The sequence below is a fragment of the Holdemania sp. 1001095H_141210_F2 genome (assembly GCF_015558105.1).
GTDB lineage: Bacteria > Bacillota_I > Bacilli_A > Erysipelotrichales > Erysipelotrichaceae > Holdemania.
On record NZ_JADNPO010000003.1, the window covers coordinates 126,045 to 152,787 of the forward strand.

At 53.6% G+C, this 26,743-nt stretch carries 18 protein-coding genes and 1 other annotated feature; of the genes, 13 read left to right on the forward strand and 5 right to left on the reverse strand.

The annotated features are described in order from the left end of the window. The first annotated feature begins 3 nt into the window (after nucleotides 1–3). Nucleotides 4–1,488: a flavocytochrome c gene (locus I2G61_RS03120; RefSeq protein WP_006057698.1), complete on the forward strand. Its 1,485-nt coding sequence runs from the start codon at nucleotides 4–6 to the stop codon at nucleotides 1,486–1,488. A 220-nt stretch (nucleotides 1,489–1,708) separates the two neighbouring features. On the opposite strand, the gene I2G61_RS03125 is transcribed toward I2G61_RS03120, so the two are convergent. From I2G61_RS03125 to I2G61_RS03135, 3 genes are all read right to left on the reverse strand, one after another. Then, nucleotides 1,709–2,146: a LysR substrate-binding domain-containing protein gene (locus I2G61_RS03125; RefSeq protein WP_083538309.1), complete on the reverse strand. Its 438-nt coding sequence runs from the start codon at nucleotides 2,144–2,146 to the stop codon at nucleotides 1,709–1,711. Nucleotides 2,147–2,314: 168 nt separating this feature from the next. Further along, on the reverse strand, nucleotides 2,315–3,712 hold the full coding sequence (locus I2G61_RS03130) for a GNAT family N-acetyltransferase (RefSeq protein ID WP_072682856.1): 1,398 nt from the start codon (nucleotides 3,710–3,712) through the stop codon (nucleotides 2,315–2,317). Between the two features lie 71 nt (nucleotides 3,713–3,783). Continuing rightward, nucleotides 3,784–4,935, reverse strand: coding sequence for a glycerate kinase (locus I2G61_RS03135; protein WP_072682855.1), 1,152 nt, complete (start codon nucleotides 4,933–4,935; stop codon nucleotides 3,784–3,786). A 326-nt stretch (nucleotides 4,936–5,261) separates the two neighbouring features. On the opposite strand from I2G61_RS03135, the gene bcp reads away from it, so the two are divergent. The 6 genes from bcp (at nucleotide 5,262) to I2G61_RS03165 (ending at nucleotide 11,964) form a co-directional block, all read left to right on the forward strand. Further along, nucleotides 5,262–5,723, forward strand: a complete 462-nt coding sequence (gene bcp, locus I2G61_RS03140; RefSeq protein WP_072682854.1) for a thioredoxin-dependent thiol peroxidase — start codon at nucleotides 5,262–5,264, stop codon at nucleotides 5,721–5,723. Between the two features lie 274 nt (nucleotides 5,724–5,997). Then, complete coding sequence (locus I2G61_RS03145) at nucleotides 5,998–6,402, forward strand: hypothetical protein (protein WP_072682853.1); 405 nt, start codon at nucleotides 5,998–6,000, stop codon at nucleotides 6,400–6,402. Between the two features lie 91 nt (nucleotides 6,403–6,493). After that, on the forward strand, nucleotides 6,494–7,486 hold the full coding sequence (locus I2G61_RS03150) for a nucleoid-associated protein (protein WP_072682852.1): 993 nt from the start codon (nucleotides 6,494–6,496) through the stop codon (nucleotides 7,484–7,486). A gap of 129 nt (nucleotides 7,487–7,615) precedes the next feature. Continuing rightward, nucleotides 7,616–7,827 (forward strand) — a binding site (T-box leader). 38 nt (nucleotides 7,828–7,865) lie between these two features. Next, on the forward strand, nucleotides 7,866–9,425 hold the full coding sequence (locus I2G61_RS03155; protein ID WP_195547889.1) for an ABC transporter substrate-binding protein/permease: 1,560 nt from the start codon (nucleotides 7,866–7,868) through the stop codon (nucleotides 9,423–9,425). After that, the gene (locus I2G61_RS03160) at nucleotides 9,418–10,161 is read left to right on the forward strand and encodes an amino acid ABC transporter ATP-binding protein (RefSeq protein ID WP_370544611.1); all 744 of its coding nucleotides are present in this window, start codon (nucleotides 9,418–9,420) and stop codon (nucleotides 10,159–10,161) included. Before I2G61_RS03155 ends, I2G61_RS03160 begins: the two co-directional genes overlap by 8 nt. 114 nt (nucleotides 10,162–10,275) lie before the next feature. Then, nucleotides 10,276–11,964 (forward strand): M14 family metallopeptidase, encoded by a 1,689-nt coding sequence (locus I2G61_RS03165; protein ID WP_195547890.1) that lies wholly within the window; start codon nucleotides 10,276–10,278, stop codon nucleotides 11,962–11,964. Nucleotides 11,965–12,049: 85 nt separating this feature from the next. Here the strand turns inward: I2G61_RS03165 and I2G61_RS03170 are convergent, their stop codons facing one another. Both I2G61_RS03170 and I2G61_RS03175 read right to left on the reverse strand, forming a co-directional pair. Further along, a complete protein-coding gene (locus tag I2G61_RS03170) occupies nucleotides 12,050–13,783 on the reverse strand; it encodes a M56 family metallopeptidase (protein WP_195547891.1) in 1,734 nt (577 codons plus the stop codon). After that, complete coding sequence (locus tag I2G61_RS03175; protein ID WP_072682847.1) at nucleotides 13,767–14,150, reverse strand: BlaI/MecI/CopY family transcriptional regulator; 384 nt, start codon at nucleotides 14,148–14,150, stop codon at nucleotides 13,767–13,769. The genes I2G61_RS03170 and I2G61_RS03175 overlap by 17 nt, the downstream gene beginning before the upstream one ends. A 137-nt stretch (nucleotides 14,151–14,287) precedes the next feature. On the opposite strand from I2G61_RS03175, the gene I2G61_RS03180 reads away from it, so the two are divergent. From I2G61_RS03180 to I2G61_RS03205, 6 genes are all read left to right on the forward strand, one after another. Next, nucleotides 14,288–14,935 carry a pentapeptide repeat-containing protein gene (locus tag I2G61_RS03180; protein WP_072682846.1) on the forward strand — a complete coding sequence of 216 codons (648 nt, stop codon included), beginning with the start codon at nucleotides 14,288–14,290 and terminating at the stop codon, nucleotides 14,933–14,935. Between the two features lie 467 nt (nucleotides 14,936–15,402). After that, nucleotides 15,403–15,546 carry a hypothetical protein gene (locus I2G61_RS03185; RefSeq protein ID WP_159432732.1) on the forward strand — a complete coding sequence of 48 codons (144 nt, stop codon included), beginning with the start codon at nucleotides 15,403–15,405 and terminating at the stop codon, nucleotides 15,544–15,546. A gap of 464 nt (nucleotides 15,547–16,010) precedes the next feature. Then, complete coding sequence (locus I2G61_RS03190; RefSeq protein ID WP_195547929.1) at nucleotides 16,011–18,638, forward strand: EAL domain-containing protein; 2,628 nt, start codon at nucleotides 16,011–16,013, stop codon at nucleotides 18,636–18,638. Then, nucleotides 18,605–21,808: a PAS domain-containing protein gene (locus I2G61_RS03195; RefSeq protein WP_195547892.1), complete on the forward strand. Its 3,204-nt coding sequence runs from the start codon at nucleotides 18,605–18,607 to the stop codon at nucleotides 21,806–21,808. The genes I2G61_RS03190 and I2G61_RS03195 overlap by 34 nt, the downstream gene beginning before the upstream one ends. Then, on the forward strand, nucleotides 21,790–22,158 hold the full coding sequence (locus I2G61_RS03200; protein WP_195547893.1) for an Hpt domain-containing protein: 369 nt from the start codon (nucleotides 21,790–21,792) through the stop codon (nucleotides 22,156–22,158). The genes I2G61_RS03195 and I2G61_RS03200 overlap by 19 nt, the downstream gene beginning before the upstream one ends. Continuing rightward, nucleotides 22,155–26,660 carry a PAS domain-containing protein gene (locus I2G61_RS03205; protein WP_195547894.1) on the forward strand — a complete coding sequence of 1,502 codons (4,506 nt, stop codon included), beginning with the start codon at nucleotides 22,155–22,157 and terminating at the stop codon, nucleotides 26,658–26,660. The genes I2G61_RS03200 and I2G61_RS03205 overlap by 4 nt, the downstream gene beginning before the upstream one ends. The last annotated feature ends 83 nt before the right edge of the window (nucleotides 26,661–26,743 follow it).

The window sequence follows — 26,743 nt, forward strand, 5'->3', positions numbered from 1 at the left end:
GAAATGAAGAAAGTAACTCTTCTGGCGTTAGCGGGCGTCATGGCGCTGAGCCTGACCGCCTGTTCGCAGAAGCCTGCGGAACAGCCGAAGACCAGCGACGAGCCGAAAACTGCGGACGTCAATACCGAAGCCGACGTAATCGTCTTAGGCGCAGGCGGAGCCGGTATGGCGGCGGCGATCACCGCAAAGGAAAACGGTGCGAGCGTTCTCGTGCTGGAAAAAATGCCGATGGTCGGCGGCAACACGCTGATCTCCGGCGCGGAAATGGCCGCTCCGGGCAACTGGCTGCAGGAAAAGGAAGGGATCGAGGATTCCGTCGATCTGTTCTATGAAGACATCATGAAGGGCGGCGACAATATCGCGGATCCGGAAGTGGTCCGGGTTCTGGCTGAAAATGCCCTGAGCGCTGCGGAATGGCTGCGCGACGACGTGCATGTTCAGTTTGAGGATAATATGTTATTCTTCGGCGGTCATTCTGTCAAGCGCAGTCTGGTACCGCTCAACGCCAGCGGCGTGGAACCTATCCAGAAGTTAAAGGCCAAATGCGACGAGCTGGGCATCGAAATCCAGACCGATACGCCGGCGACCAAATTGATCCAGGACGAAGCGGGCAAAGTGATCGGCGTCGAAGCCCAGCATGACGGTCAGACCCTGACCTACACCGCTCACAACGGCGTGATCATCGCGACCGGCGGCTTTGGCTCCAATCTGGAAATGCGCAAGCAGTACAACCCGATGATGGATGAAAAAATCCTGTCCACCAACAGCGTCGGATCGACCGGCGACGGCATCACGATGGCGGAAGCGATCGGCGCGAAGCTGGTCGACATGGAATGGATCCAGACTTATCCGACCTGCGATGCGGAAACCGGACGCTTACTGTATGTCGGCGACGTCCGTCTGGACGGCCGTGCGATCTTAGTCAACCTGGAAGGCAAGCGGTTCGTTGAGGAACTGGAACGCCGTGACGTCATCTCCAAAGCGGTCACGGAAACCACCGACGGCTTCTCGTATTTGTTCTGGGACGAAGCTTCGATGGTCGCTTCCGGCGTCCGCGAGCAGCATCAAAACGAATATGATGATCTGATTGAACGCGGCATGTTGGTAAAAGCCGACACGATCGAAGAAGCGGCAGCGCATTTCGGCATCGATGCGGAAAACCTGAAGGCCACCGTCGCGAAGTATAACGAATACTGCGAAAAGGGCAAGGATGAGGAATTCAACAAGCGCGGCGATCTGATCGCCTTCGGCGAAGGTCCTTACTATATCATGAAGTCGATTCCGGCAATCCACCACACGATGGGCGGCATCAAGATCAATCCGGAAGCTCAGGTGGTCAATGTTGACGGCAACGTCATTGAAAATCTGTATGCGGCTGGCGAAGTAACCGGCGGCATCCACGGCACCAACCGTTTAGGCTCCGACGCGATTGCGGATATCATGGTCTTCGGCCGGATCGCAGGCGCTAACGCGGCAGCGAACAAATAAGCAGAAATTTAGAATCCGTCGGTATTCCCTGTAACGAGAACCGGTACGGATCAAGAAAATCAAAATGAAAAGCCCCGTTCTTTCAGAAACGAAAGCCGCGGGGCTTTTATCTGTTTTTATCCCTTCCATTATCAAGGGATGCACAAAAACAAAGGCATCAAAGGCGTCCATGAAATAGAAAAGCACGGATCCCGGCGCTGTTCTCAGCCTTCATCCTGCGTCAGTCCTGCGCCGTCGTTTCCGCCAGTCTTATGCGTTTGAGCATCGCCGGGGTTTTGTATTTTTGTTTATGACAAAGCTGCGACAGAGAATTTTCTAAACGGAAATCACTGACGATCACGGGGGTGAAGCGCCGGGTTTCGATCTTCTGATGGGCCAGCGGCTGAGACAGGAGTGTGACCCCGAGGTTTTGCCGCGCGGCTTCCAACAGCGCTTCAAGCGAAGAACATTCCCACCCTGGGCACGCGTTGTTGATTGTCCATCTGGACGATCCCGGCGATTCCTCGGCGATTATGACCAGTTCTTCGAAGCAGCATTGAACGAAGGCACCGTTTGAATTCTGATGATTCTGACCGAACCAGACATTCTGGCTGGCAAAGGGGCTGTTGAAAACGGGGGGATCATCGCCGTGGACCTGACACCTCCCGACTTTTCCGATCTGTGACGAAACGAGACAGAGCGCAGTCTGCCGGAAATTTCACGCAGCGATACGATCCAGAGTCAGGCTGATCCACGTCATTGCATTGTCAGTGAATCCCATGCCCGGTTTCCCGGGCAGCACCTTCATGATGGAAGGAGATTTCATGAAATTGAACCGCTATTCCGGCTATAAACCGTTCAGCTCGTTAAGAATCCGGCTTAATGTCTTTTGAACATCCTGATCGCTTAACGGTCCTTCCGGCAGATTGAAGACATGATCAAAGCCCAGAATTTCAGCCTGAGCGGCGTTTGTCTTTGCCGGCGTCACTAAGATGGTCGTCATGTCTTCATGATGCGCGATTGCCGCAGCCTGAGGCAGGGAACTGGAGGAGGAAGGCGACAGGAATTTCTGGCGGAAGCAAAGCAAGGCGTCCGCATGGCGCAGCCGTTCTCGAAAACCGATCGTCGACATCAAGGCAGCGACGCCATCCTGACATTTCCCGCGCAGCAGCACCTGAATCGTATAGCCCAGCCCATAACCTGCGCCTGCACCCGGTTCGGCGGCGGACGAAGTTTGCTGCAGCCAGCGAATGAGCGGCGAAGCAGGTAGGGCATTGCGGTATAAATCCTTGGGATCGCACAGCGCGATGAACGTCAATCCGCGCAGCGTTTTCTTCAATTCCTGATCGTCTGCCCGGACGATTTCACCCAGATCGTCGTAAACAAACTTCATGCCCAGCACTTCCAGCATCCCCAAACCGCCATCCTGCGGTATGGCGTTGCTGAGCATCAGATAAAACCGGCGGCAGCCCTGGTTGAGGGCATGAAGGATCAGGTGACCGCCAAGCCGGGTACTGGTTTCATCAGCGAGCGCGGAAAGTTCCAGAATCGCGTTGTTGCCCCGCACGGCATAACTGATTTTTCGGGCAGGGAAAGCCGGATCAACGGGCAGGGTCACCCGCTGGCAGACCGACTGGCCAATCAGCGCGTCGACATATCCATGTTGTCCATCGCTTAGATTGCAGGAAACCGACTGGCATTGAGAAATCGGTACGAGCGCCTGCAGGCTCTCATTAAACGCCCGGGCGTCCCAGCCGTCGTCAAAGGGCTCCGCCGCCAGCACCAGCCGCGGCCGCAACGTTTGCCGCATGAAGAACCGTTCCTGCAGCTGGACCGGATGATGATCGCTGGACATCAGCGTAAATTCTTCTTTCAAAAAGAATGGCAGCGAGGGCATCAGGACGATCACCTGCAGCTCAAAATGATGATGTTTTTTCGCGAACCGGCGGGCCTGATGCAGCAGTTCGCTGGATAAGCCTTCGCCCTGATGGTGCTGCAGGACCGCTAACAAATCAATTTGCCAGCGGGTAGGATCCAGCGCCAAAGCTCCGATGATCTGACCGTCATCCTCCTCCGCGGCAAAAATTTCCCATGGCGGCAAGGGTTTGTTGGGGACAATTTCCGATACGTCCCAGCTGCACGCTTTAACGCAGGTCTGCCGCTGGGTGCGCAGCATCCGCCGGCTGAAGTCTAAAAGCGCTTGAATTTTCTGTCGCTGAGCGGCAGGGTAATGACGGATTTTCATGGTATACCTCTTTTGGCTCTTTTTCTTATTCTATCATAATCCAATGTCCGGGAAAATGTTCTTGACTGCGCTTATGACACACTGACGGATTTTTCAGCCAGTTCCTGCCGCGGTAAATTCTGTTTCAGCCAGAGTCTCCATTCTTCCTGCAGCCGCTGTGGGGCGTGCAGGATGCTTTCCTGCTCGCTCATGGACGGCTGCTGCAATACGAGCACATCGCAAAATCCAGCTTCCAGCAGCGTTGTTTTCGCCATACCGAGCTGACCGCATACCGCCAGAACCGGTACGTTTGCCTGCTGAGCATGACGAAGGATACCCAGCGGGACCTTGCCTTGTAAACTTTGCGCGTCGATCCGGCCTTCGCCGGTAACGATCAGATCCGCTTCCGCCAGCTGTTCGTCCAGCCGCATCCATTGTAAAAGCTGTTTTAGTCCGCTGCGGATTTCACAGTTGAACAACCCTTTCAACATCAGACCGCAGGCCCCGGCCGCGCCCAATCCCGGCAGATTTGCCAGGGAACAGGCCTGCCAGGCTTCCACTTTGCGCGTCAGCGCTTCCGTACTGCGGTCCAGCTGGCCGATCAGCCGTTCATCTGCGCCTTTCTGCCGGGCGAACACCCGGGCTGCCCCGGTACTGCCGAACAATGGATTTGCGACGTCGCACAGGCAGATCAGCTGTGCGTCAAAGTTTCGCAGTTCACAGCCGGAAACGTCGATCGCTTCGATTTGATCCAATGTCAAACCGGTAGGCAGAAAGGTTTTTCCCTGATGGGAAAAACGTACGCCCAGAGCCGCCGCGATTCCGCATCCCCCATCATGCGTGCCGCTGCCGCCCAGACCCAGATAAATCGTTTTGCATCCGGCGTTTAAAGCCGCTTTGATTTGCAGACCTGTGCCGTAGGTTGAAGCCAGAGCAGGATTGCGGGGCTGGCATAACCCCAGCCCGCTGCATTGAGCCAGTTCAATCACGGCTTCCGATCCCCTCCTGGCCCAGACTGCGCTCCATGGCTGGCGCTGAGGATCGCAGAACATCCCTTCCTGACGGAGAAAGCCACCGTTTTTAACGACAGCTTCAACTAAGCCTTCGCCTCCGTCGCTAATCGGCAGAACTGTGACTTCAGCCGCCGGAAGAAGTTCATGCGTCACAGTCTGAATGTGCGCTCCGATCTCGCTGCTGGACATACAACCTTTGAAGGAATCCGCAGCCACGATGATTTTTTTCATTGTTAACCTCCAGTTAGAGTGAAAGCTGTTACCGATCAACTCAGCCAGTAAGTAAAACTGGATTAGAGTTCAGCTTTTTATCGGCAGTCTTTTCAAGTTGATTATATCATCATCTTTTGTTTTCTTTTCGCAAAATTCAATGAAGTATTCGCTGTATATTCCTTTTCCTGATACCCATTCCTTTCTTTATCTTCAAAAGTTTACGTGGATATCCTCTGATTACGGTAAAGGAAGCAGAAAATCCGGGCGTCAGAGTAGGCAGAAACCGGAAAAACGGGTATGATAAAGCTGACAAAAATAAAAAAACAAAGAAAGGACGAACAATCATGGAAAAAGCATATAATTTCAAACTGAACGACAGCGAGGGCAACGAAGTAGCGCTGCATGACTTCCTGGGGCAGAAGGTCGTCGTCTATTTTTATCCCAAGGACAGCACGCCGGGCTGCACAAAGCAAGCTTGCAGCTATCGCGATCATTTTGCCGAACTGGCCGCGCGGAATCTCAAGGTGATCGGCATCTCCAAAGACTCCGCGTCATCCCATCAGAAATTCATCGCCAGGCAAAGCCTGAATTTTACGCTGCTTTCCGATCCTGAACGGATCGCGATCGAAGCTTATGGCGTCTGGCAGGAAAAGATGATGTATGGCAAAAAGGTGATGGGCGTGGCGCGTACGACGTTTGTGATCGACGAGCAGGGAAACATCTTAAAGCGTTTTGACAAAGTAAAGCCGGATCAGGACGTCGCGCAGGTGCTGGCGTTCATCGACGGATTGGAAGGACAGAATTAAATTTCCAATCTCGATTTCGGTCACTTTCATCAGGATAACCGGTCTGGAACGAGTTTGATTCCAGACTTTTTAAATCGCTGCGGGCATGAAAAAGGCACTCTTTTCAGCATAATTAAATAAGCAGGAAAATAACGGAAATGTAAGCGCTGTGATCATTTCTATGTCGAACATTGTCGAAATTAAAAAAATAAGGATATTATTCAATTCAGCATATTCACTTTTCCTAAAACATAGTATAATGATGATAAGTAAAGGAGCAGGATGGGTGAGCAGGATGAATAAGAAACAAACACAAATCATCGGCAACACGCTGGTGGAAGAATATGCCGTGCCGCTGATGGCGGAGGAAAACGCGACCTTACAGTTATTGGAGTACGCCGACCGGATTGCGAATTTAGACGCATTCGTCGTCGATTATATCCGTCTGGAAGAACTTCAGATGTATTCGGAAGATCGGGGAATTCCAGTCTATACTGATGTGGAAAGTCTGGCGATCGTCAAGCATGATCTGGCGAAGGATTCAATCCGCACATGTCTGGTCAAGGGTTTCTATATGAACGTGGATCTGTCGGTCATCGTCGATATGCAGTCGAAGACGATCCGGTTTAACCGCAGCCGGTTCAGCACGCTGGACACCGAGGAAATCATCGCTGCCGTCGGCGGTATGACGCAGCTGTAAAACGGGGAAGCAGGACATTTCAGAAACGAGATGTCTTTTCTTTTTGCGGAAAAAAAGGTAAACTAAGCCCAGGATAAAGGAGGAATCGCTCGTGGAAACGATCGAATTAAAAACCGCGATTCTGCACAGCCTGGATATGAATCTGGGGATGCCTGTGGTTTCGCAGGTGGAATTGGAACCGACGGACTTTTTAAATACCTATCTGGAAAAACGGCTGCAGCGTCTGACGGGCAGCGAACACTGCCGCACAAGCACAACGGCCAGCATCGGCGGGGTCCAGCTGGATGAGGTGCTGAAAGCCTCGGACTGGCAGGCGTTTTACCAGTTTACGCTGCAGCTGCTGGAAAAGCTGTTCAACTACCGCCAAAGCAACGGCGGCCAGAGCGCGGATGTTCTGTTCGCGCTGCTGGAGATCGACCGGCATTTAAGCTTATATGTCGGAATTCTGGATTACCGCAGCTCGCTGATTCACCATCTCAGCCAGGATGAACGCCAGACCCGGCTGGAGTTAGTCGAATACCAGACGACGCTGCCCGGCGCGTCGGCCGGGGTGAGCTTCGAGTTCTGCACCGATCTGTTCACCGGGCTGACACAGCTGATTGAAAAGAAGGAAAAAGGCTTTACGCCGCTTTCGGAACTGCTGCTAAATCAACAATTTGAAATGACGCCGAAGGAGAAGATCAAGGCGGCGCAGAAAATCGTGCAGGAAATTCATCCCAGCGACGATCTGACCGAAATGAACCGCCGTGTCGAGTTCAAGCAGAAAGTTGCAGAATCGCTGCAGGAAAAGGAAGAAGTCAACCTTGAGGAAGTCTTTGAGGAAATCTACGTCGACGATCCTTCGACGCTGTTTGAAGCGAAGGCGAAGCTGCAGGACCGTGGTCTGGATCAGCAGCGGATGGTTGTGACCAGCTCCGCCTACGACGCCAAGCTGAAAAAGCAGAAGCTGGTGACCGACAGCGGGATTTCGATCGTTTTGCCGATTGATTATATGCACGATCAGAGCCATGTGGAATTCATCACTAATCCTGACGGCAGTCTTTCCATCCTGTTGAAAAACATCACCCATATCTATGATAAATAAACGCAGCCGGACAAATAAAAAAAGAATGTAAGAAGTTACATGATTGATGTAAAATTTCTCTTTTTATCGCGAAGCAGTTCATTTCCGTCTTGACAACCGTCTCAGTTTCGCTTAAACTGAATCCATATTCAAAATTCAGTGAACAGGAGAGTAGCTTGAGATATCCATTAGCGAGCCAAAACAGAGTGAAAGTTTGGCGGCACTGTCAAAAGCGAAGCGCACCTGGGAGAAGTTCAGATGAAAGCAGTAGTCTGAAACGTGAGTCTGCGTTAACGAACGAGGGGGTCGGATGTTTTTGTTCCGGCAACTAGGGTGGTACCGCGATGTGAGTCGTTCCTAGATAGAGGAACGGCTTTTTTGTTTGGAAAAGAGGGGTAATATGAGAAAGATGAAGAACATGCTGATCCTGGCCGTTATGATTTTCTGCCTGTGGATCACAACCGGATTGTCGCTGGCGGCCGAGGAGGAACAGCCGGCTCAGGGCAATCCCGCCAACCGGCTGGAGGAAATCCTGCAGCGGGGTAAACTGATCGTCGCGACGTCGCCGGACTTTGCGCCGCAGGAGTTTATCGACGATTCCAGGAAAGGACAGGACCAGTATGTCGGCTCCGACATCATGATGGCGCAGTACATCGCTGATCAGCTGGGCGTCGAGCTGGAAATTCAGGCGATGGACTTCGCGATGGTGCTCAGCTCAGTCGATCTGGGCGAAAGCGACATGGCGATCAGCGGTTTCGGCTGGAAGGAAGACCGCGAGGATTCCTTTGAATTATCCGACGGGTTTAACAAAACCGGAGAAGCGGCCTGTCAGGGGCTGATGATCCGCCGCGTGGATGCGGAGAAGTATCCGGAGCTGGCCAGCTTCGATGGGAAACTGATCGCCGCGCAGGCCGGCTCATTGCAGGAAAACTATGTGCAGACCCAGCTGCCACAGGCGACGCTGGAAACGATCACGTCGATGGACATCGGCATCCTGAGCTTAACCACCAACAAGGTGGATGCGCTGGCTTCCGACTGCGACGTGGCCAAAGGCTATGTATCCAAGGACAATTCGCTGATCTTGGCGGATGCGCGCTTCGATACGACGTTGGAAGATCAGCATGCCGGCAACGTACTCGCCGTCAAAAAAGGCGAAACGGAGCTGATTGCCGCGATCAACAACATAATTGCGGACATCAACGAAAAGGGGCTGTATGAACAATGGAAAAACGAAGCCAAGACGCTGGCTTCCAAGCTGGGCATTGAATTCGATGGCTCCGAAGGCGTCGCAAAGAAGTCGCCGGGCGTCATCCAGGTCTTCCAGGAGAATTCCGGCATCTTCATGAGCGGCTTGTGGGAAACCTTGAAGCTGGCGGCAATCACGGTCTTCTTCGGCACGATCTTCGGCGCGCTGATCGCGATTATCAAGCTGTCGAAAAATCCGCTGCTGAAATTCATCACGGCGGTGTATGTCGAAGTGCTGCGCGGCACGCCGATTCTCGTGCAGCTGTATATCTTCCGCTTCTTTTTGCCAATGGCCTTCCCATGGCTGAACCTGTCCAAATATGCCTGCGTCGTCATCGCGCTGGTCTTCAACAGCTCGGCTTATGTCGCGGAAATTATCCGTTCCGGCATTCAGGCGGTCGACAAGGGCCAGAGTGAGGCGGCCAAGAGTCTGGGCATGTCCAACCGGCACATGATGATGAAAATCATTCTGCCGCAGGCGGTCAAGAATATCCTGCCGGCGCTGGGCAACGAGTTTGTCACGATGATCAAGGAAACCTCGCTGGCTTCCACCTTCTATATCGGCGAGCTGATGTATACGCGGACGCTGTTAATGAGCACGAAGTTCTATGCCTGGCAGCCGCTGATCATCATTGCCGCGATCTACTTCGTCGTGACCTTTGTCTTATCGAAGGGCATTCAATATATGGAAAAGAGGATGAGCGTCAGTGATTAATGCAGGAGAAAAATTAATTGAAGTCAAAGATCTGAAAAAGAATTTCGGATCGCTGGAAGTTTTAAAAGGAATCAACGAAACGATTCATAAGGGCGAGGTCGTCTCGATCATCGGCCCCTCCGGCAGCGGCAAGTCGACGTTTCTGCGGTGTCTGAACCTGCTGGAAAAGCCGACCAGCGGCCAGGTCATCTTTGAAGGCGTGGACATTGCCGACAAAAAGATCAATATCGACCACCACCGTCAGAAGATCGGCATGGTGTTCCAGCATTTCAACGTTTTCCCGCATTTAACCGTGCTGGAAAACATCACGATCACCCCGACGCTGGAAAAGAAGGTTCCGCAGAAGGAAGCGGAAGAGAAAGCGATGAAGCTGTTGAAGCAGGTCGGCCTGGAGGACAAGGCGCACGAATATCCGCGCAAGCTCTCCGGCGGTCAGAAGCAGCGGCTGGCGATCGTGCGGGCGATGGCGATGGAGCCGGACGTCATGTTGTTCGACGAACCGACCTCGGCGCTCGATCCGGAAATGGTCAAGGACGTTCTGGAGGTCATCCAGCAGCTGGCGGAAGGCGGCATGACGTGTGTGATCGTCACGCATGAAATGGGCTTTGCCCGGTCGGTCAGTGACCGCGTGTTGTTTATGGATGAAGGCGTGATCGCCGAACAGGGCAGTCCGGCGGAAATCTTCGATCATCCAACCCATCCGCGAACGATTGAATTCTTAAGCAAAGTGTTGTAAAAAAACAGGATTTTGGCGCATCATAGGATTACCGGCCGGCCTGAGCAAATCGTTGAATTCAAGCTGACTAAGCCAGGGCAGGACTGAATATAAAATAAAGATGGAGGTGTCCGAATGAAAACAACCTTTCAGTACGATCATTACTATGCTTATTCCGAGCTGACCGAAGCGCTGCAGACGCTGGTCAAAAACCATCCGGATTTACTTGCGATGGAATCGATCTGCAAGAGTGAAAAGGACCGCGACGTATGGGCGCTGACGCTGACCAATAAGCAGACGGGCGATCCGCTGGCGAAGCCGGCGTTCTATATCGACGCCAATACGCATGCCGGGGAAGTGACCGGTTCGATGGCGGCGCTGCATACGCTCGACGTCTTGTGCACAAACTATGGCGAGGATGCCCAGCTGACGCGGCTGGCGGACACCCTGACGTTCTATGTCATCCCGCGGATCAGCGTGGACGGCAGCGAGGTGTATCTGACTTCGCCGTATGACCTGCGTTCCGCTGACCGGCCGTATCTGACGCCGGTGCAGCAGCCGGGTTTAGTGCCGGAAGACATGGATCAGGACGGCGTGATCCGGATGATGCGGATCAAGGACAAGCACGGCGCCTGGAAGATCAGCAAGACGCACCCGCAGTTAATGGAAAAACGCAAGCCGGACGAGCGCGAAGGCGAGTTCTACACGGTCGTCAGTGAAGGCGTGCTGAAGGGCGCCAACGGCAATGAGATTCAGCCGGCTCCCACCTTATGGGGACTGGACTTCAACCGCAACTATCCGTTCGGCTGGTTCCATGAATCCCGCCAGGCCGGGGCCGGGGCTTACCCGTTAAGCAATCCGGAAAACAAAGCGGTAGTGGATTTTGTCCTGGCCCATCACAACATCGGCGCGGTCGCAACGCATCATACCAGCGGCGGCGTGATTCTGTATCCGCCGGGAACCCGCCCGGAAAAGAGCGCGGATCCCGACGATATGCGCCGGCTGCGCGAGATCGCGGCGATGGCGACGGAAGAAATGGGCTATCCGGCAATCAACATTTTCGATCATTTCATGACGGATCAGGAAAATTATTCCTCCGGCGCGTTTGACGACTGGTGCTTCCAGGATCAGGGCATTCCTGCCTATACGCTGGAACTGTGGAATCTGTTGGAACGGGCCGGCTGCAAGATCGACTGGGATCGCCGCGACGCCAAAAGCGAAGCGGAATGTCTGGACACGATGGCGAAGGTGCTGGCGTGGTGCGCGGAAAACGCCCCGGAAAGCATGGAAGCCTGGACGCCGTATCAACATCCGCAGCTGGGATTAGTGGAAATCGGCGGACTGAATCTGAAATTTACTGAGGAAAACTGTCCGAATGCGTTCTTATTGCAGGAAGTGGAAAAAACGACGAAGTTCTGCCTGCGCTACGCTCAGTCGCTGCCGCAGCTGGCGATCGACAAGACAAACGTGAACTGGCTGGGCGCGGATCTGGCGGAAGTGACCGTCACGATTTCCAACGATGGCTATCTGCCGACCTATTTGAGCCGGGAAGCGAAGCTTCTGGGGACGGCCAGACCGGTCAAGGTTTCGCTGCAGGGACAGATTGATAGCTTCATCGCCGGTCAGGCAATTACGGAAATCGGCGATCTGGAAGGCTATTCCGGCGTCAACGCCGAGTATCGTTCCTGTGAAGTCACCACCGGCGCGCACGCGCCGCTGACCCATACCCTGCGCTGGCTGGTGCAGGCGCGCAAGGGTGCGGAAATCACGATTACTGCGTTCCAGCCGAAAGCCGGCCGCGCGGTCGTAAAGCTTGTGTTATAAGGCTGGCGCTGATTTTCAAACGAAAGAAGAATAAACAAGAAACAGGAGAGACCGTGATCTTTCCTGTTTTATCATGTATTTGGGATTATTCGGCTTCGGAGAAATAGTAGACGACAAACGCATGTTCCCGATCGATGCAGATCGTATAGGTGACCCCGTCCTGCACCGCATTCCAGCTGTCGTAGTCGCCGCCGATCGTTTCCTGAATCCCGGCCGGTTCCCATGGAGGATTCTGATCCAGCTTGAGGAAATCCTGGGCGAAGGCTTCGGCCAGCGCCTGCCCCTGCGCCTGCGTCAGATTGACAAGCGGCCATTGCGAGGCGTCCGCACCGTAATCCCGGAAGTGCAGCGAGGTCATCCGGTCGGCGTCAACGGTGATCTGGAGATTATAGCGGTAGCTGTCAGCGATTCGGGTCTGCGGATCATCGTAGCTGGCGAGCAGATAGAAATGCGAAGAAGGGATTGTCCGGCTGTTGATGCCGTCCAGCACCGCCTGCGGGATATAAGCCCGCAGCCGATCGACGATATCGTTCAGCGGCATGAACGCGTCGGCGTCCGCGGGATCGAGATCAAAGGGGGCGGCTTCGCCGACCTGCACGCGTTCCAGAAATAAATCCTTATCCTGCGAGCGCATCATCAGACTGAGCGTTGCATCGCCGGAGGCATACAGAGTGCTGTCCTGGATCACGATGTCTGCCTGAACCCGGATCTGATCCCGGTAAACTGCCGGTTTTTCAGACCAGACCTGACATTCCGGAGTCGCGAAACGCAGCAGCTCCTGCCGGTCAGCGGTACTCTGATCTGACAGCAGTGACCGCAGCTCTGCGTCATCCTGCGCGACCAAGGCTGAACAGAATTGTTCAGCCAGCGTTTTTGCCTGCGCGTCGAAAGCGTTTTGTTGATGCGGACTGCACAGCGCCACGATCAGCACGACGACCAGTCCCATCGTCAGCAGACCGCCAGCCCAGCACGGTAGTTTTTTATAATTCAGGATGTTCTCAATTCGCCTGCGCAGCGACCCGCGCGCAAAGTTCAGCGGGTGCGGGAAGCGCTGCCAAGAGGCGGCAGCCAGTTCGACCAGGGCATGGGAATAGGCTTGTTTTCCCGGACTGTCCTGACGGCGGATTACCGCTTCATCGCAAGCCATTTCCATGTCCTGACTCATCAGGGCAAAGGCGGCCCAGACCAGCGGATGAAACCAATAGACGCAGACGAGCGCGTAAGCGGCCAGCTTGATCCACGGGTCTTTGCGCCGGGAATGCATCTGTTCATGAAGCAGTACGCTGGTTTCCTCTATTTCATTTAATCCCTCCGGAAGCAGAATCCGGGGATGAACCAGGCCGATCAGAACCGGCGAGTCCAGGTCGGAACACCGCCAGATTCCAGGCTGAATTTCAGTTCCCCGGACACAGCGGCGAAGAAACCGGCGGTATTGGAGCAGACTGCCGCTGACGATCACGGCCAGTCCGATCAGCCAGAACATTCCAAGTCCGGCGGCCGGTTGGGAAGCGGACATAGGGCGGGTTTCCGCAGCTGCGGCTGTTTCTGGCGGGATTAAGGACGTGCGAGGGGCATCGCTGCGCGGAAGCGAGAGCGCCTGCGCGGTCTGTTCGCTCAAGGCCATTGCGCCGGCGGGGACAAAGCTGACCGGCGCGCTGATCGATACCGGCAAAAGCAGCCGCAGAAACACCGCCGCCCATAAGGCATAGGCGTAGATTTTCGGCGTATGCCGCAGCAGCCATCGCAGAATCACGACAACGAGGAAGACGAAGCACACGGCGACGCTGTTGCCGATCAGAAAATTAAGCGCCGCGTTCATCATCATTCTCCTGACAGCGGTCAATCAACGCTTTCAGCGCTTCAGCCTCATCCTCGCTGATTTTCTTTCCGGCCATAAATGCGGTCAGAAACGCCGGAAGCGAGTTGTCGAAAAGATTTTCCAGCACCTTGCGGCTTTCATACTGCTGCACCTGTTCCTTCTTGATCAGCGCTGTTACGACGGCATTTTCATTTTTAAAGAACCCTTTTGTGCAAAGCTTTTTCAACACGGTATACGTCGTTGTACGCTGCCAGTTCAGCTGTTGGCGGCACAGCTGCGCCAGCTCGCCGGAGCTGAGTGGTTCGTGTTCCCAGATAATGCAGGCAAAACGGTATTCCGCTTCATGCAGTTTCAGTTCCTGTTCCATAAAGCACCTCCTGTCTATTGCAATAGACACATCTTCTGTCTTGAGTCTATCACGATAGACAAGGGCTGTCAACATTGGATTTCATTGCAAGAAACTGGATCTGTGATAAGATTAAAAGAATCAGGAAGGATGAGTTCATGAAACAAATCAAAAAAGAACTGCAAGCGCCGCGCCTGCCCCTGAAGCTGGATCCCGCTGTGCTGACGTCCGCGCTGGCGGCGCAGGAAAAACTGACCGGCTTGGAAATCAACGATGATTTATGGCCGGAAGAAAAAGCGCCGGGCAGGGAATTCAGCGAATGCCGGCTGACAAAGGTGACGATGGCGGCGATCAGCGAGAAAAATTATTTTATCGACGTGATTTTCGATCACTGCGATTTTTCCAACTGTCAGCTGAGTGAAAGCACGCTGCGGCGGGTTGTGTTCGATCATTGCCGCATGACCGGCGCGGATCTGTCGCGCTGCGTGCTGCAGGACGTGGTATTCCTCAACTGTGCGCTCGATTATTCCAACTTCGCGTTCTCCAGTTTTAAAAGCTGCCGCTTTGCGGACTGCATCTGCACGCAGTCTTCATTCAGCGAAGGAAAGTTTTCCAGCTTTGAAATTCAACGCTGCAAGCTGGATGAAAGTGAGTTTTTCCACAGTCATCTCAGCGGCGTCGATTTGTCCACCTGTTCGATCGAAGGAATTGCCTTGTGCGGCGACGAGCTGAGGGGCGTGATTGTGAATCCGGCGCAGGCGGTGGATCTGGCCCGGGTTTTGGGGATTATCATTAAGGAAGAATAAACTGCTTTTGACTTACACAAATATTTCACAATTCGACCATGTTTTTCACACAAGCGGAGGTTATAATGAAGACAATCAAATGAGAAGTTTGATTAATTTCTTTCCCCCGTTAAGCCAGACTCCCTGGCAATAGAAAAATCATTCCTGTTGGAATGGAAATAGAAAGGCGCCCGGTAAGCGAATTTCTATTTTTTTTATGAGAAAACTGCGATTTTCAAACTGGGGCAGGCCGCTCAGGCTTGATTTACTAAAATGAGGCTTCAGAAAATCATGTTTTTTACACGGGTGACGAAACTGTAAGCTGTCTGTAAGCTCAAACGATGGAGAGCGGCGGGAATATTTCTTATAATGAAGCCAGAAATCAAGGAGGAAAGGCTTCATGAAGAAAAAAACAGGATGGCTGCTCATCAGTTTAGGCGTGGCGGCAGGCTTGCTTTGGTGGATTAAAAAACAGAAGGAAGCGGAAGATGATGATTAAGAATCTGCGCTGGTTTGTCACGACGATGTTTGTTTTTGGAGGCATGAGTCTTTGCCTTCTGGATCAATACAATCCGGTGCTGAACCTGATCGCGGATATCCTGCATCAGGGCAGCCGGCTGATGCTTCGCTGATCCAGCTTTAAATCCAGCTTCGCCTGAAATGAAAAGATGTTTGAGTCAGGGACTGGCGTTCGCCAGCCCTTTTTCGTTGTTTTTCCTTTCGGGCAGGATCGGGGGAAATAGTTAGGGAAATGAAATAATTATCCAGGGTTAGATAGATCAATTCCATTTTATAATCAGTCAGGAATTCAATCCGGATTAATCTATGTTCAGGTTTGTCATTCAAAAGAAAACCGGATGAAATTAAACTTATTTACTGAAATTATTACCATATTCGAACGACTTTCACCCTGGAAAGAGATTGCGGTTCCCTTTACCCTATGCTAAAATTATTTCAATGGATATCAGGCAGAGATAAAAACACTCCCCTAATTCTTTAAGCAGTTCAGACAACTGGTTGGAAATCTGAAAATTAAAATCTTGTTTTTGATTTCCGGCGACAGTCCAAGCAAGGCGGATGAAGCGGGGTAATGAAGATGACTTCACAAAAAATAATCTTAATCGTGGAAGATAATGAGATCAACCGGATCATGCTGCGGGGAATTTTAGAGCCGCAGTATAAAGTTCTGGAAGCGCAGAACGGTTTGGAAGCGTTAAAAGTGCTGGGTGATCAGAAGGATAACGTTTCCCTGATCCTGCTGGATATTATGATGCCGGTGATGGATGGCTATACGTTTTTATCCATTCTGAAAAACGATCCGTCGATTGCTTCCATTCCGGTCATTGTGGCGACGCAGAACGACAACGAATCCGACGAGGTTGCGGCGCTTTCCCACGGCGCGACGGATTTTGTCGCCAAACCGTACCGGCCGCAGATTATCCTGCACCGCGTCGCCAGTATTATTAACCTGCGCGAAAACGCTGCGATGATCAATCAGTTCCGCTATGACCGGCTGACCGGCCTTTACAGTAAGGAATTCTTTTACCGGCGGGTGCGGGAGGAGCTGCAGGCGCATCCGGATCAGGAATATGACATGTTGTGCTCCAATATTGAGAATTTTAAACTGATCAACGATATTCTGGGTGTGCCGGCGGGCGATCAGCTGCTGATCAGCGTCGCTGAAATGATTCAGGAAAAAATCGGCGACCGCGGAATCTGCGGCCGGTTGAGCGCCGATCAGTTCGCCTGTCTGCTGCGCCGTCCGCAAGCGTATCCACAGGAATCTTTTATCAACGCCAACAGCGAGATCAACACGCTGGCGAACATGCAGAACGTCGTTGTGAAATGGGGCGTTTATGTCATCCGCGATAAACAGGTGTCGGTGGAACAGATGTGCGATCGGGCTTTGTTGGCGGTGCGCCGGATCAAGGGACAATATAATCACTACGTCGCTGCCTATGACGATACGCTGCGCAACAAGCTGCTGCGGGAACAGGCGATTACTGACAGTATGGAAGCTGCGCTGAAAGAACGGCAGTTTGTGATATATCTGCAGCCAAAGTTTCAGATTAAAGATGATCAGCTGGCAGGCGCCGAGGCGTTAGTGCGCTGGAATCATCCGCAATGGGGCTTTCAGTCGCCGGCCGAATTTATTCCACTGTTTGAACGCAACGGGTTTATCACCAAGCTGGATCAATATGTGTGGGAACAGACCTGCGCCAAGCTGCACCAATGGGATCAGGCAGGCTATCCGCCGATCTCGGTTTCCGTCAACGTCTCCCGGGCGGATATCTACAACAGCGATTTGATTGACTTTCTGACCCGGATTCTGAAAAAATATGAGCTGCAGCCAAGCCGGCTGCATCTGGAGATTACAGAAAGTGCCTATACCGAAAACCCGGGCCAGATCATCGCGACGGTCGAACAGCTGCGGACGCTGGGATTTGTCATTGAAATGGATGATTTCGGCAGCGGCTATTCTTCATTAAACATGCTGAACCAGCTGCCGCTGGATATTTTAAAGCTGGATATGAAATTTATTCAGAACGAAACAGCTAAGCCGACCAATCAGGGAATTCTGCGCTTCATCATGAGTCTGGCGCGGTGGATGAATTTAAGCGTCGTGGCGGAAGGCGTGGAAACCCGGGAACAGCTGGAACGGCTGCGGGAAACCGGCTGCGATTATGTGCAGGGATATTATTTTGCGCGGCCGATGCCTTGCGAGGAATTTGAAAAACTGCTTCAGAAACAGTGCGAACAGAAGGCGAATCAGGCGTTGGACAACGTGCAGCCGCTTCCTGATCAGCAGAAGCCGATGCTTTTGTTAGCGGATGGAGACGTTCGTTATTGCGAAGAAATGCGCCGCGTTTTAAGCCAGCAGTATCAGGTGCAATGCGTCGGCGATGGTCAGAGTGTTTACCAGTGCCTGGACCTCTATGCCAGCCAGATCCGGCTGATTGTTTTAAGTATGGATATAAAAAATCCGGACGGAGTCGAAGTGTTGAAAACGCTGCAGCACCGCATCGAAGTCCGCGATATTCCGATCATTGCGAGTGGATATTGGGACGACCGGTGGGAGGAAGCGGCGTTCAATATCGGAGCGGATGATTTTGCGGGCAAACCGCACACGCCGATGAGTCTGTGGAAACGCGTCCAGCGCACGCAGAGATTAAGTGTTCTGCGGCGGCAGGAACAAATCCTGCGCGAGGAAGCCTATCGTGATTATCTGACCGATCTGTTAAACCGCCGGGGGTTGTATGCGGTTTGTCAGTCGCTGCGTCAGGACGATGCCCCGCTGGCGTTGTTCCTGTTCGACCTTGACAATCTGAAAAAAGTCAACGACCAGCTTGGTCATGATTGCGGCGATCAGCGGATTCGTCAGTTCAGCCGTCTGCTGCGCTCACATTTCCGTCAGAGCGATATCTTCGCCCGATTAGGGCAGGATGAGTTTATTGTGGTCATGAAGAAGACGGCGCGGAAGGAAGCGGTTGTCCGAAAGGGCGAAGCGCTGGGCCAGGCGTTTGTCGAGGCCGGGTGGAATCAGGACGTGCCGCTGACAGTCTCCGCCGGGATTGCAATGTGGGATCTGAGCGAAACGCTGGATGAGGTGCTGTCCCGCGCGGACAGCGCGTTGAAATGCGCAAAGGTCGGCTGTCAGAGCCGTTGTCGTTTATGGGAGGAAGCGAATGTATGGGGGATCAGGAGCGAAATTGTGAAAAAATAGTCCGGCAGTTCTGCGAGGCCTGGTTTGAAGCACGGGATGTGGAGAAAACCGTCGGCTATCTGGATGAGGACCTTGATTTTATCGGAACTGGCGAACAGGAAGCCGCCAGCGGGCGGGAAGCGATGCGCGCGTATATCGTCGCGGATATTCAGGAATTGGCCGAACCGTTTTCGGCCGCTTTTCCTGTGATGAAAGTCCGTTTTTTACAAGCGGATCTGAGTTCTGTTTTTACTGAAATGATTCTTCAAAACTCCCAGTATGCCTGGCATCTTCGGGGGTTTTTTATCTTGCGGCGGCAGGCGGAGACCTGGAAAATCGTCAGTCTGCATTTTGCCGAACCGGGCCGCAGTCAGCAGGCGGGTGAGCACTACCCGCAGACGGTGGTTGTGGAACGGCTGCGCCGCCAGCGGGAAGAGCTGCTGAACGACACGCTCCCGGGCGGGATGATGGGCGGCTATATCGCCGAGGGCTTCCCGTTTTATTTCATCAATGATCAGATGCTGGCGTATCTGGGATATCGGGACGAAGCGGAATTCGTCGCGGACATCCAGGGCCGGATCATCAACTGCATGCATCCGGACGATCGGCAGCGGGTTGATGAGGAAGTCGCCGATCAGCTGAAAACCAGCGATGAATACACGGTGGAATATCGGATGAAGAAGCAGAACGGCAGTTATATCTGGGTTCATGATCTGGGTCGGCGGCTGCAGGCGGAGGACGGACGTCCGGCGATTTCGTCGGTGTGCTATGACATCACCGCACAGATTCAGGCGCAGGAGGAAGTGCTGCGGCTGTACAACAACATTCCCGGCGCGGTTTTCCGCTGCCGTTACGACGCCAGCCTGACCGTTGTCAGCGCCAACGACGGACTGTTTGAGTTCATCGGCTACACCCGCGCTGAATTTGCCGAGCTGGGCAATCAGCTGGCGCTGATCATCGCCCCGCAGGAACTGCAGGAAATCGCCCAACGATTGCGCGAACAGCTGCGTCAGGCGAAAACCGTCCACATTGAAAACCAGATTTGCTGCAAGGATGGCAGCGTGAAGTGGGTCTCGGTGAAAGCTCAGCTGTTTATGGAAAACAACGAACCGTATCTTGACTGTGTGTTTATTGATATTACTGAGGAAAAGCAGCTCCACCGGCGCGAGAAGGAACTGTACGAACGGGAACTGCGTTACTTTGTGGAGGCTGCCAGCGGCAATCAGAGCGGTCAGGGACGGCTGAATCTGACCCGCAATGTGCTGGAAAGCTATCTGACGACGGCCAACTTCGCCGTTGCTCAGATCGGCGAAAGCTATGACAAGGTGATCGCTCAGTTTGCGCATTCCTCCATCGACCCGCTGACCGGCTTGCGGATTGAAGAGCAAATGCGGCGCGAACAGGTCCAGGCCGATTACGCCGTCGGCAAGACGGAATATCATTTTGAATTTCTGCGCAGTACGCGCGAAGGCGCGTTCTGGAGTCATACAACGTTTCATTCCTGCCTGAATCCGGAAACCGGAGAACTCATCGTCTTTTTCTATACCCTTGACATCACGGAACAAAAGCTGCAGGAACAGCTGCTGGATCAGATCGTCAGTCTGAATTACGACATCATCGCGGAAATCGACGCGCTGTCCGGAAAACTGCGGATTCATGCTTCCAACGATCCGATGATTCCAAAGGAGGATCAATTTTCAAAAGCGATCGGACAATTTGCCCGGCGTTATGTCAAACCGGAGTTTGAAGCGGAATACCGCCGTCAGCTCGATTTGCCTTTTATGAAACAACAGCTGGCGGAAAAGGGATCCTATACCTTTTCCATTGAAATGCAGGACAAGCAGGGACAGACCCGTGTCAAACTGTATAAAGTTTTCTATCTCGACCGCCGGCTGGACCGGTTGTGCGTGACGCGCAGCGACGTGACCGAGGTCGTGCGTCAGGAACAGATTCAGAAAGCGGAGCTGGCTTCCGCACTGAACGCCGCGCAGCAGGCCAACGCCGCGAAGACGGATTTTCTCTCGCGGATGTCGCATGAGATTCGCACCCCGATGAACGCGATTCTGGGAATGAGCGCAATCGCCGCCCAGTCGCTGCACGATCCGGTCCGCATTGGCGACTGTATTGAAAAAATTCAGCTGTCTTCGCGGTTTCTGCTGGGACTGATCAACGATATCCTCGACATGAGCCGGATTGAAAGCGGCAAGCTGCTTTTAAATAACGGACCTTTATCCACGCGGAAACTGATCGAAGGAGTCAGCACGCTGTGCGCCGGTCAGGCCGCGAACAAAGGCGTGCGTTATCAATGCATCGTCGAACCTTCGCTGCAGGAGGAGTATATGGGCGATGCGATGAAGCTGCAGCAGGTGTTGGTCAATATCTTAAGCAACGCGGTGAAATTCACAGAGTCCGGCGGCGAGGTGGTGATGCACGTCAGCCAGCTTCAGGCAAAGAAAGACAACGCCGTCGTCCGGTTTGTGATTCGGGATACGGGCGTCGGCATCAGCCCGGAGTTTCTGCCGCATCTGTTTGAACCGTTCTCTCAGGAGTCAACCGGGACGACGGCGACATCCGGCGGCAGCGGGCTGGGGCTGGCAATTTCCAAAAGCGTCGTCGATCTGATGGATGGAAGAATCAGCGTCCGTTCGCAAAAGGGCCGGGGTACGGAATTTATCGTTGAGGTCAAGCTCGGTCTGGCAGCGGGCGTCCATGAAACTTTCGCCGGCATCGTTTCCGCCGGGGACGCCGGGGGTCTGGATCTGAAGACGCTGGACTTTACCGGCCGGCGGATTTTACTGGCCGAAGACAACGCCATCAATACCGAAGTCGCGGTTATGCTTTTACAGGACAGGGGCTTCAGCGTCGATACGGCGCAAAACGGCGAACAGGCGCTGCAGACTTATCAGGCTTCCGCCCTGAATTACTACGATGCAATCTTAATGGATATCCGGATGCCGGTCATGGACGGCTTAACTGCCGCGGCCAGGATCCGCACCAGTCCGCGCGCGGATGCCGGACAGATTCCGATCATCGCCATGACCGCCAACGCGTTTGACGACGATATCGCAAAAAGCATGGCGGCCGGGATGAACGCGCATCTGGCGAAGCCGATTGATCCGGACTTACTGATCCGGACGCTGAATGAATTTATCGGAAACAAGGAGGTTTTCGGATGTCAGACGTTAAAATGATTATGACGGCCTACGGCGTGGATTATGCGCTGACAATGGAACGGTTTATGCAGCAGGAACGCATGTATGTGCGGATTTTAGGCATGTTGTTCAAGGATGAGAGCTTGCCGGCGCTGCAGAAAGCGATAGAAGAAAAAAATCTGGAAGCTGCTTTTCAGGCGGCTCACACGCTCAAGGGCGTATCTGGCAATCTGGGATTAACGTCGTTGTACGAAGCGGTCTGCGAGATCGTGGAGCCTTTGCGGCGCTTGGAAGTTCGGGGCGATTATCCAGAAAAGCTGGAAAAGATCGGGCAGGAGTTTGAGAAGGTCAGAGGGATGTATGCCGAGCTGACCGCGTGTTCGTTATGAATTCCCATAAAACAATCTTGTTTGTCCGCGGTTCACAGATGAAATGGCAGCCGGCCAACGAAGCGGCGCAAAGCTGGAGTCAGGATCCCGACTTCAGCGGCTGGCTGGAGAACATCGGGGAAAACCAGAATCCGGCTGTCTGGCAAAATCCCCGCACGCAGGCGCGCTACACAACGGAAGTTCAGACGCTGAAGATTGCTGAGGAAACGGCGACGCTGTTGGTACTGACACCGGAAGTCCCGTCATTTTTCACAATGCTGGAAAATTTGGGGGACGCGCTTGCCTGCGGATTCGTGATTTATCAGCTTGCGGACAATGCATCGCCGCCATTGTATGCCAACGCTGCTTTTCGGCAGCACTTCGGCGAACCTGCAGAGGGACTTCTGGCGCAGACTGCCGTGCATCCACAAGATCGGCCAGCACTGCAGCGGGCTTTGCAACAGCTGAAAACAGAGCGCGGAACATTGCGGCACAGCTTGCGGGCGTGGGATAAAAAGCAGGGATGTTACTGTGCAATTCAGATTGAGGTTTCGATGGGCACGCTGCCTCAATGGGGAACGGTGCTGGTAAGCCTGTTTCAGGACGGCAGCGAACAGGCCGCGTTAAAAACACAGCTCAACACCGCCAATCAGAAAATGCAGCAGATCATCAACGCAATCCCGGGCGGTGTTGCCGTTTATAAAGTGACGGACAAGTTGGAGACCGTTTATTTCTCCGATGGCGTGCCTGCGCTCAGCGGATATACTTCTCAAGAATATTCTGCCCAGGCTGCCGCAGACGCCGGCAAGTTGATCTATGATCAGGACCGCGGCCGCGTCGAGGCCCAGGCTGTAGAAGTTGTGCGCACGCATGAGCCGGCGACGCTGGAATTCCGCATGGCTCACCGTGACGGTCACCTCGTCTGGGTGCGCGTACAGATCAGCTGGATCGGCGAGGAGGACGGCAGTTCGCTGCTTCACTGCGTGTTCCATAATATTTCCGATCTCAAGGAAGCGCAGCTCCAGATGAATCATCTGGTCAATTCAATCCCCGGCGGAATCGCCAGTTATAAAGTGGAAAACAAGGTCTTTATCCCGACGTATTTCTCCGCCGGCGTCGCAGAGCTGACCGGTTATGGAAAGCAGGAATTTCAGACTCTCGTCCATCAGGATGCGATGAACGCAATCTATCCGCCGGATCGCGAGCGGGTGCAGAAAGCGGCGTGGCAGGCATTAGTCAGCGGCGAGGTGCTGGACGTTTCCTACCGCAGTCCTCACCGCGATGGTTCGCTGGTCTGGATACACCTGAACGGCCGGCGAATGGGTCCCCTGTCGGAATCGACGCAGTTCTATGCGGTGTTTACCGGCATGTCGGCGGAAACCCGGTTGTACCAGAGTATCGCCGATGAATCCTCGGATGGGATTTATGTGATCGGCAAGCAGAACTATGAACTTTATTATGTCAACGATAACCATAAAATTTTTTCCAATGATCAACAATATGCCGGCCGGAAATGCTACGCAGTGCTGTTCGGCAAGTCGCAGCCCTGCGCCTTCTGCACGCTGAAAACACACGCGCCGGACAATGAAGAACATGAGATGTCCGTCGATCAGCCCGGCCGTTTTTATGCGACCCGCTTTCGTGAAACGGATTGGAACGGGATCGGGGCTTATATCAAGCATGTTCGTGAGATCACCGAGGAAGTCCGCGTCCGCAAGGAAAACGAACGGCTGGCGCAGTATTTTCAGACGGTCGTCCAGAATTTGCCGGGCGGCGTGACGGTGATCGAATGTACGCCAAAGGGGCAGCTGATTCCGGAATACATCTCGGAAGGATTTGCCGAAATGGCGGGGATGAGCTACGCTGCGATAAGTCAGGCGATCCGGCAGGATTTTACCGCGAACATTCATCCGGAAGATCAGGCAAGAGTCCGCCGCCAGCTGCTTCAGTTCATCGCCGACCGCCAACCTCAGGGCGAAATTGTTTTCCGCATGCTGACGGCAGACAAAGGTCAGATCTGGGTCAGCAGCAAGCTGGCGATGATCCCGGGTGAGGAAGGGGAAATCCGCGTCTATGCGCTGCATCACGATATCACCCGGGAACGGCTGGAACAGCAGCGGATTCGCCAGCAGTATAACGAACTGATTCTTGAACATTACCGCACACCGGGGGAAAATGCACTGGTAGCGGGACATTGCAACATCACTCAGGGCGTGATTCTGGACATCATGGATTACACGGATTCCGAATTGCTGGCGACTTTCGGCTACGACCGCGACGTGTTCTTTAAAGGATTGGCGTCGTTGATCGTCGAGCCGGATCAGCGCCGGTATTTCCTTGATCATTATTTAAACGAGCCGGCCCGGCGGGAATTCGCGGCTGGAGAAACTGTGCAGATTCAGGAATGTTTCGTGCAGCTGCCCAGGGAATCGCAGGGCCGCTATGTCGAAATCAAAATGAACATGGTAACGACGCCGGACAGCGGGGACGTTACGGGGATTCTGACTGTCACGGACATCACGGAAAAGACAATCGCCAACCTGATTCTGCAGCAGCTGTCAAAAATCAACTACGATTTTGTCGCCGATATCGACCTGGGTGCGGATACGTTTAAGATTCTGACCCAGAACGAACAGACGGCGCTGACCGCAAGGACGCATGGCCGCTATTCTCAATGGATTGATCAGCTGCTGGAAAGCCATGTGCTGCCCAAGGATAAGGAACGCTACGCCGGCAATTTGAAACCGGAATTCCTGAAACCCCGGCTGGCGAAAGAAAACTCGTTTACATTCACATTCTCAATGTGCGATCCACGCGGCGAATTGCGCATGAAAAACGTCACTGTGTCGGTCACGGACCGGCGGTTAAACCGGATCTGCCTGTCCCGGACCGACATCACCGATTCGGTGCGCGAGCAGCAGGGACTGCTGCGGGTAGCCGCCGTAACCTTTGAACTGGCCGGCTTCATTGATATCGCTTCGCAGCGGCTGACCATTCATACACGCCAGACTATCGTGGAGAATCTGCCGCCGTATATCGTTGAAAACTGCGACGAAGCGATTGACAAGTTTGCCCGCAGCCACAGTCAGAGCGGCAGCGCGGAGGAGAGCAGCCGGCAATTTGCCCTGGCGACGATGCTAAAGCGCCTGCAGCGTGAGCCGCAAGGCTATGATTTCCTGTTTCCTTATCAGAGCGAGGCTGGCGATCGGATAAAAAAAGTCAGCGTGCTGTGGGGGGACGCCGATCATCAGACTGTCTGTCTTGTGCGCGCGGACGTTACGGAGATGCTCGCCGCGGAACGTCAGACGAAAAAGACACTGGAAAATGCGCTGATCCAGGCCGAGGAAGCCAACCGGGCCAAGAGTGATTTCCTTTCGGCGATGAGTCATGATATCCGCACGCCGATGAACGCGATAATGGGGATGACCGCGCTGGCGAGAGCCCATCTGGATGATTCCCGGCGGGTGGCGGATTGTCTGAAAAAAATTACCTATTCGTCCAAACATCTGCTGAGTTTGATCAACGACGTTCTCGATATGAGCAAGATCGAGCGTTCGCAGATTACATTGAACCGCGCTGGTCTGCGGATGCCGGAGGTGATCGAACAGTTGTCGGCAATCATGGGACCGCAGGCGCGAGCCAAAGCGATTCGGCTGAATATCAATGCCGAGCGGATCGAACACACCCGGTTCTTTGGCGATGCGCTGCGGATCAATCAGATTCTGATCAACATTTTAAGCAACGCCGTCAAATTCACTCCGGAGGGAGGCCAGGTGGATTTCATCGTGGAGGAAATCGCCGGTTCATCCCCGGGACAGGTGAGATACCGTTTTACAATCCGCGACACCGGCATCGGCATCGAGCCGCAGTTTCTGGCCCATTTGTTCGATCCGTTTGCCCGCAGTCCGCAAGTCGGACAGATCGAGGGGACGGGATTGGGATTAAGCATCACGCGCGGTCTGATCGAACGGATGGGCGGCAGTCTCCAAGTGGAAAGTGAAGTCGGACACGGCTCTACGTTTATCGTCGAACTGGAATGTGAACAGGATTTCAGCGGAGAAACGGATAATCCGGATTCGTCAAAGACTTTGACCGTGAAGCCGCAGGTGGATCAAAATCTGGCGCGGCGGCGTTTTCTGATCGTGGAAGATAATCAGATCAATGCGGAAATTCTCAGCGGCATTCTGGAATTGGCCGGCGCCCGGTTTGAGGTCTGCTGTGATGGAAAACAGGCGGTCAGCAACTTCAGCGACAAGCCCGAGGGGTATTACGACGCGATATTAATGGATATCCAGATGCCGGTGATGAACGGTTATGAAGCGACCCGGGCAATCCGTCAATTACCTCGCCCGGACGCGCGGCAGATTCCGATCGTCGCGATGACGGCCAACGCGTTTGCGGAGGATGTGGAAGCGTCCATGGCGGCGGGAATGACTGCGCATGTCGCGAAACCGATTGATATTGATTTGCTTTATGCGGTGCTCAGCCGGGTGCTGCCGGAAAAAAACGGAAATCCCGATTGATTACAGGAAATCGCGGTCTGATTCAGCCGCGGTTTTTTCTGTTTTCTTTTTGAATGATTTCCCATTGTTTCTTCCTGCTCATG

Coding starts and splice junctions, on each gene's coding strand:
- I2G61_RS03120 (WP_006057698.1), top strand. CDS start 4: ATGAAGAAAGTAACTCTTCTGGCGTTAGCGGGCGTCATGGCGCTGAGC.
- I2G61_RS03130 (WP_072682856.1), bottom strand. CDS start 3,712: ATGAAAATCCGTCATTACCCTGCCGCTCAGCGACAGAAAATTCAAGCG.
- I2G61_RS03135 (WP_072682855.1), bottom strand. CDS start 4,935: ATGAAAAAAATCATCGTGGCTGCGGATTCCTTCAAAGGTTGTATGTCC.
- bcp (WP_072682854.1), top strand. CDS start 5,262: ATGGAAAAAGCATATAATTTCAAACTGAACGACAGCGAGGGCAACGAA.
- I2G61_RS03145 (WP_072682853.1), top strand. CDS start 5,998: ATGAATAAGAAACAAACACAAATCATCGGCAACACGCTGGTGGAAGAA.
- I2G61_RS03155 (WP_195547889.1), top strand. CDS start 7,866: ATGAGAAAGATGAAGAACATGCTGATCCTGGCCGTTATGATTTTCTGC.
- I2G61_RS03165 (WP_195547890.1), top strand. CDS start 10,276: ATGAAAACAACCTTTCAGTACGATCATTACTATGCTTATTCCGAGCTG.
- I2G61_RS03170 (WP_195547891.1), bottom strand. CDS start 13,783: ATGAACGCGGCGCTTAATTTTCTGATCGGCAACAGCGTCGCCGTGTGC.
- I2G61_RS03175 (WP_072682847.1), bottom strand. CDS start 14,150: ATGGAACAGGAACTGAAACTGCATGAAGCGGAATACCGTTTTGCCTGC.
- I2G61_RS03180 (WP_072682846.1), top strand. CDS start 14,288: ATGAAACAAATCAAAAAAGAACTGCAAGCGCCGCGCCTGCCCCTGAAG.
- I2G61_RS03185 (WP_159432732.1), top strand. CDS start 15,403: ATGATGATTAAGAATCTGCGCTGGTTTGTCACGACGATGTTTGTTTTT.
- I2G61_RS03190 (WP_195547929.1), top strand. CDS start 16,011: ATGACTTCACAAAAAATAATCTTAATCGTGGAAGATAATGAGATCAAC.
- I2G61_RS03195 (WP_195547892.1), top strand. CDS start 18,605: ATGGGGGATCAGGAGCGAAATTGTGAAAAAATAGTCCGGCAGTTCTGC.
- I2G61_RS03200 (WP_195547893.1), top strand. CDS start 21,790: ATGTCAGACGTTAAAATGATTATGACGGCCTACGGCGTGGATTATGCG.
- I2G61_RS03205 (WP_195547894.1), top strand. CDS start 22,155: ATGAATTCCCATAAAACAATCTTGTTTGTCCGCGGTTCACAGATGAAA.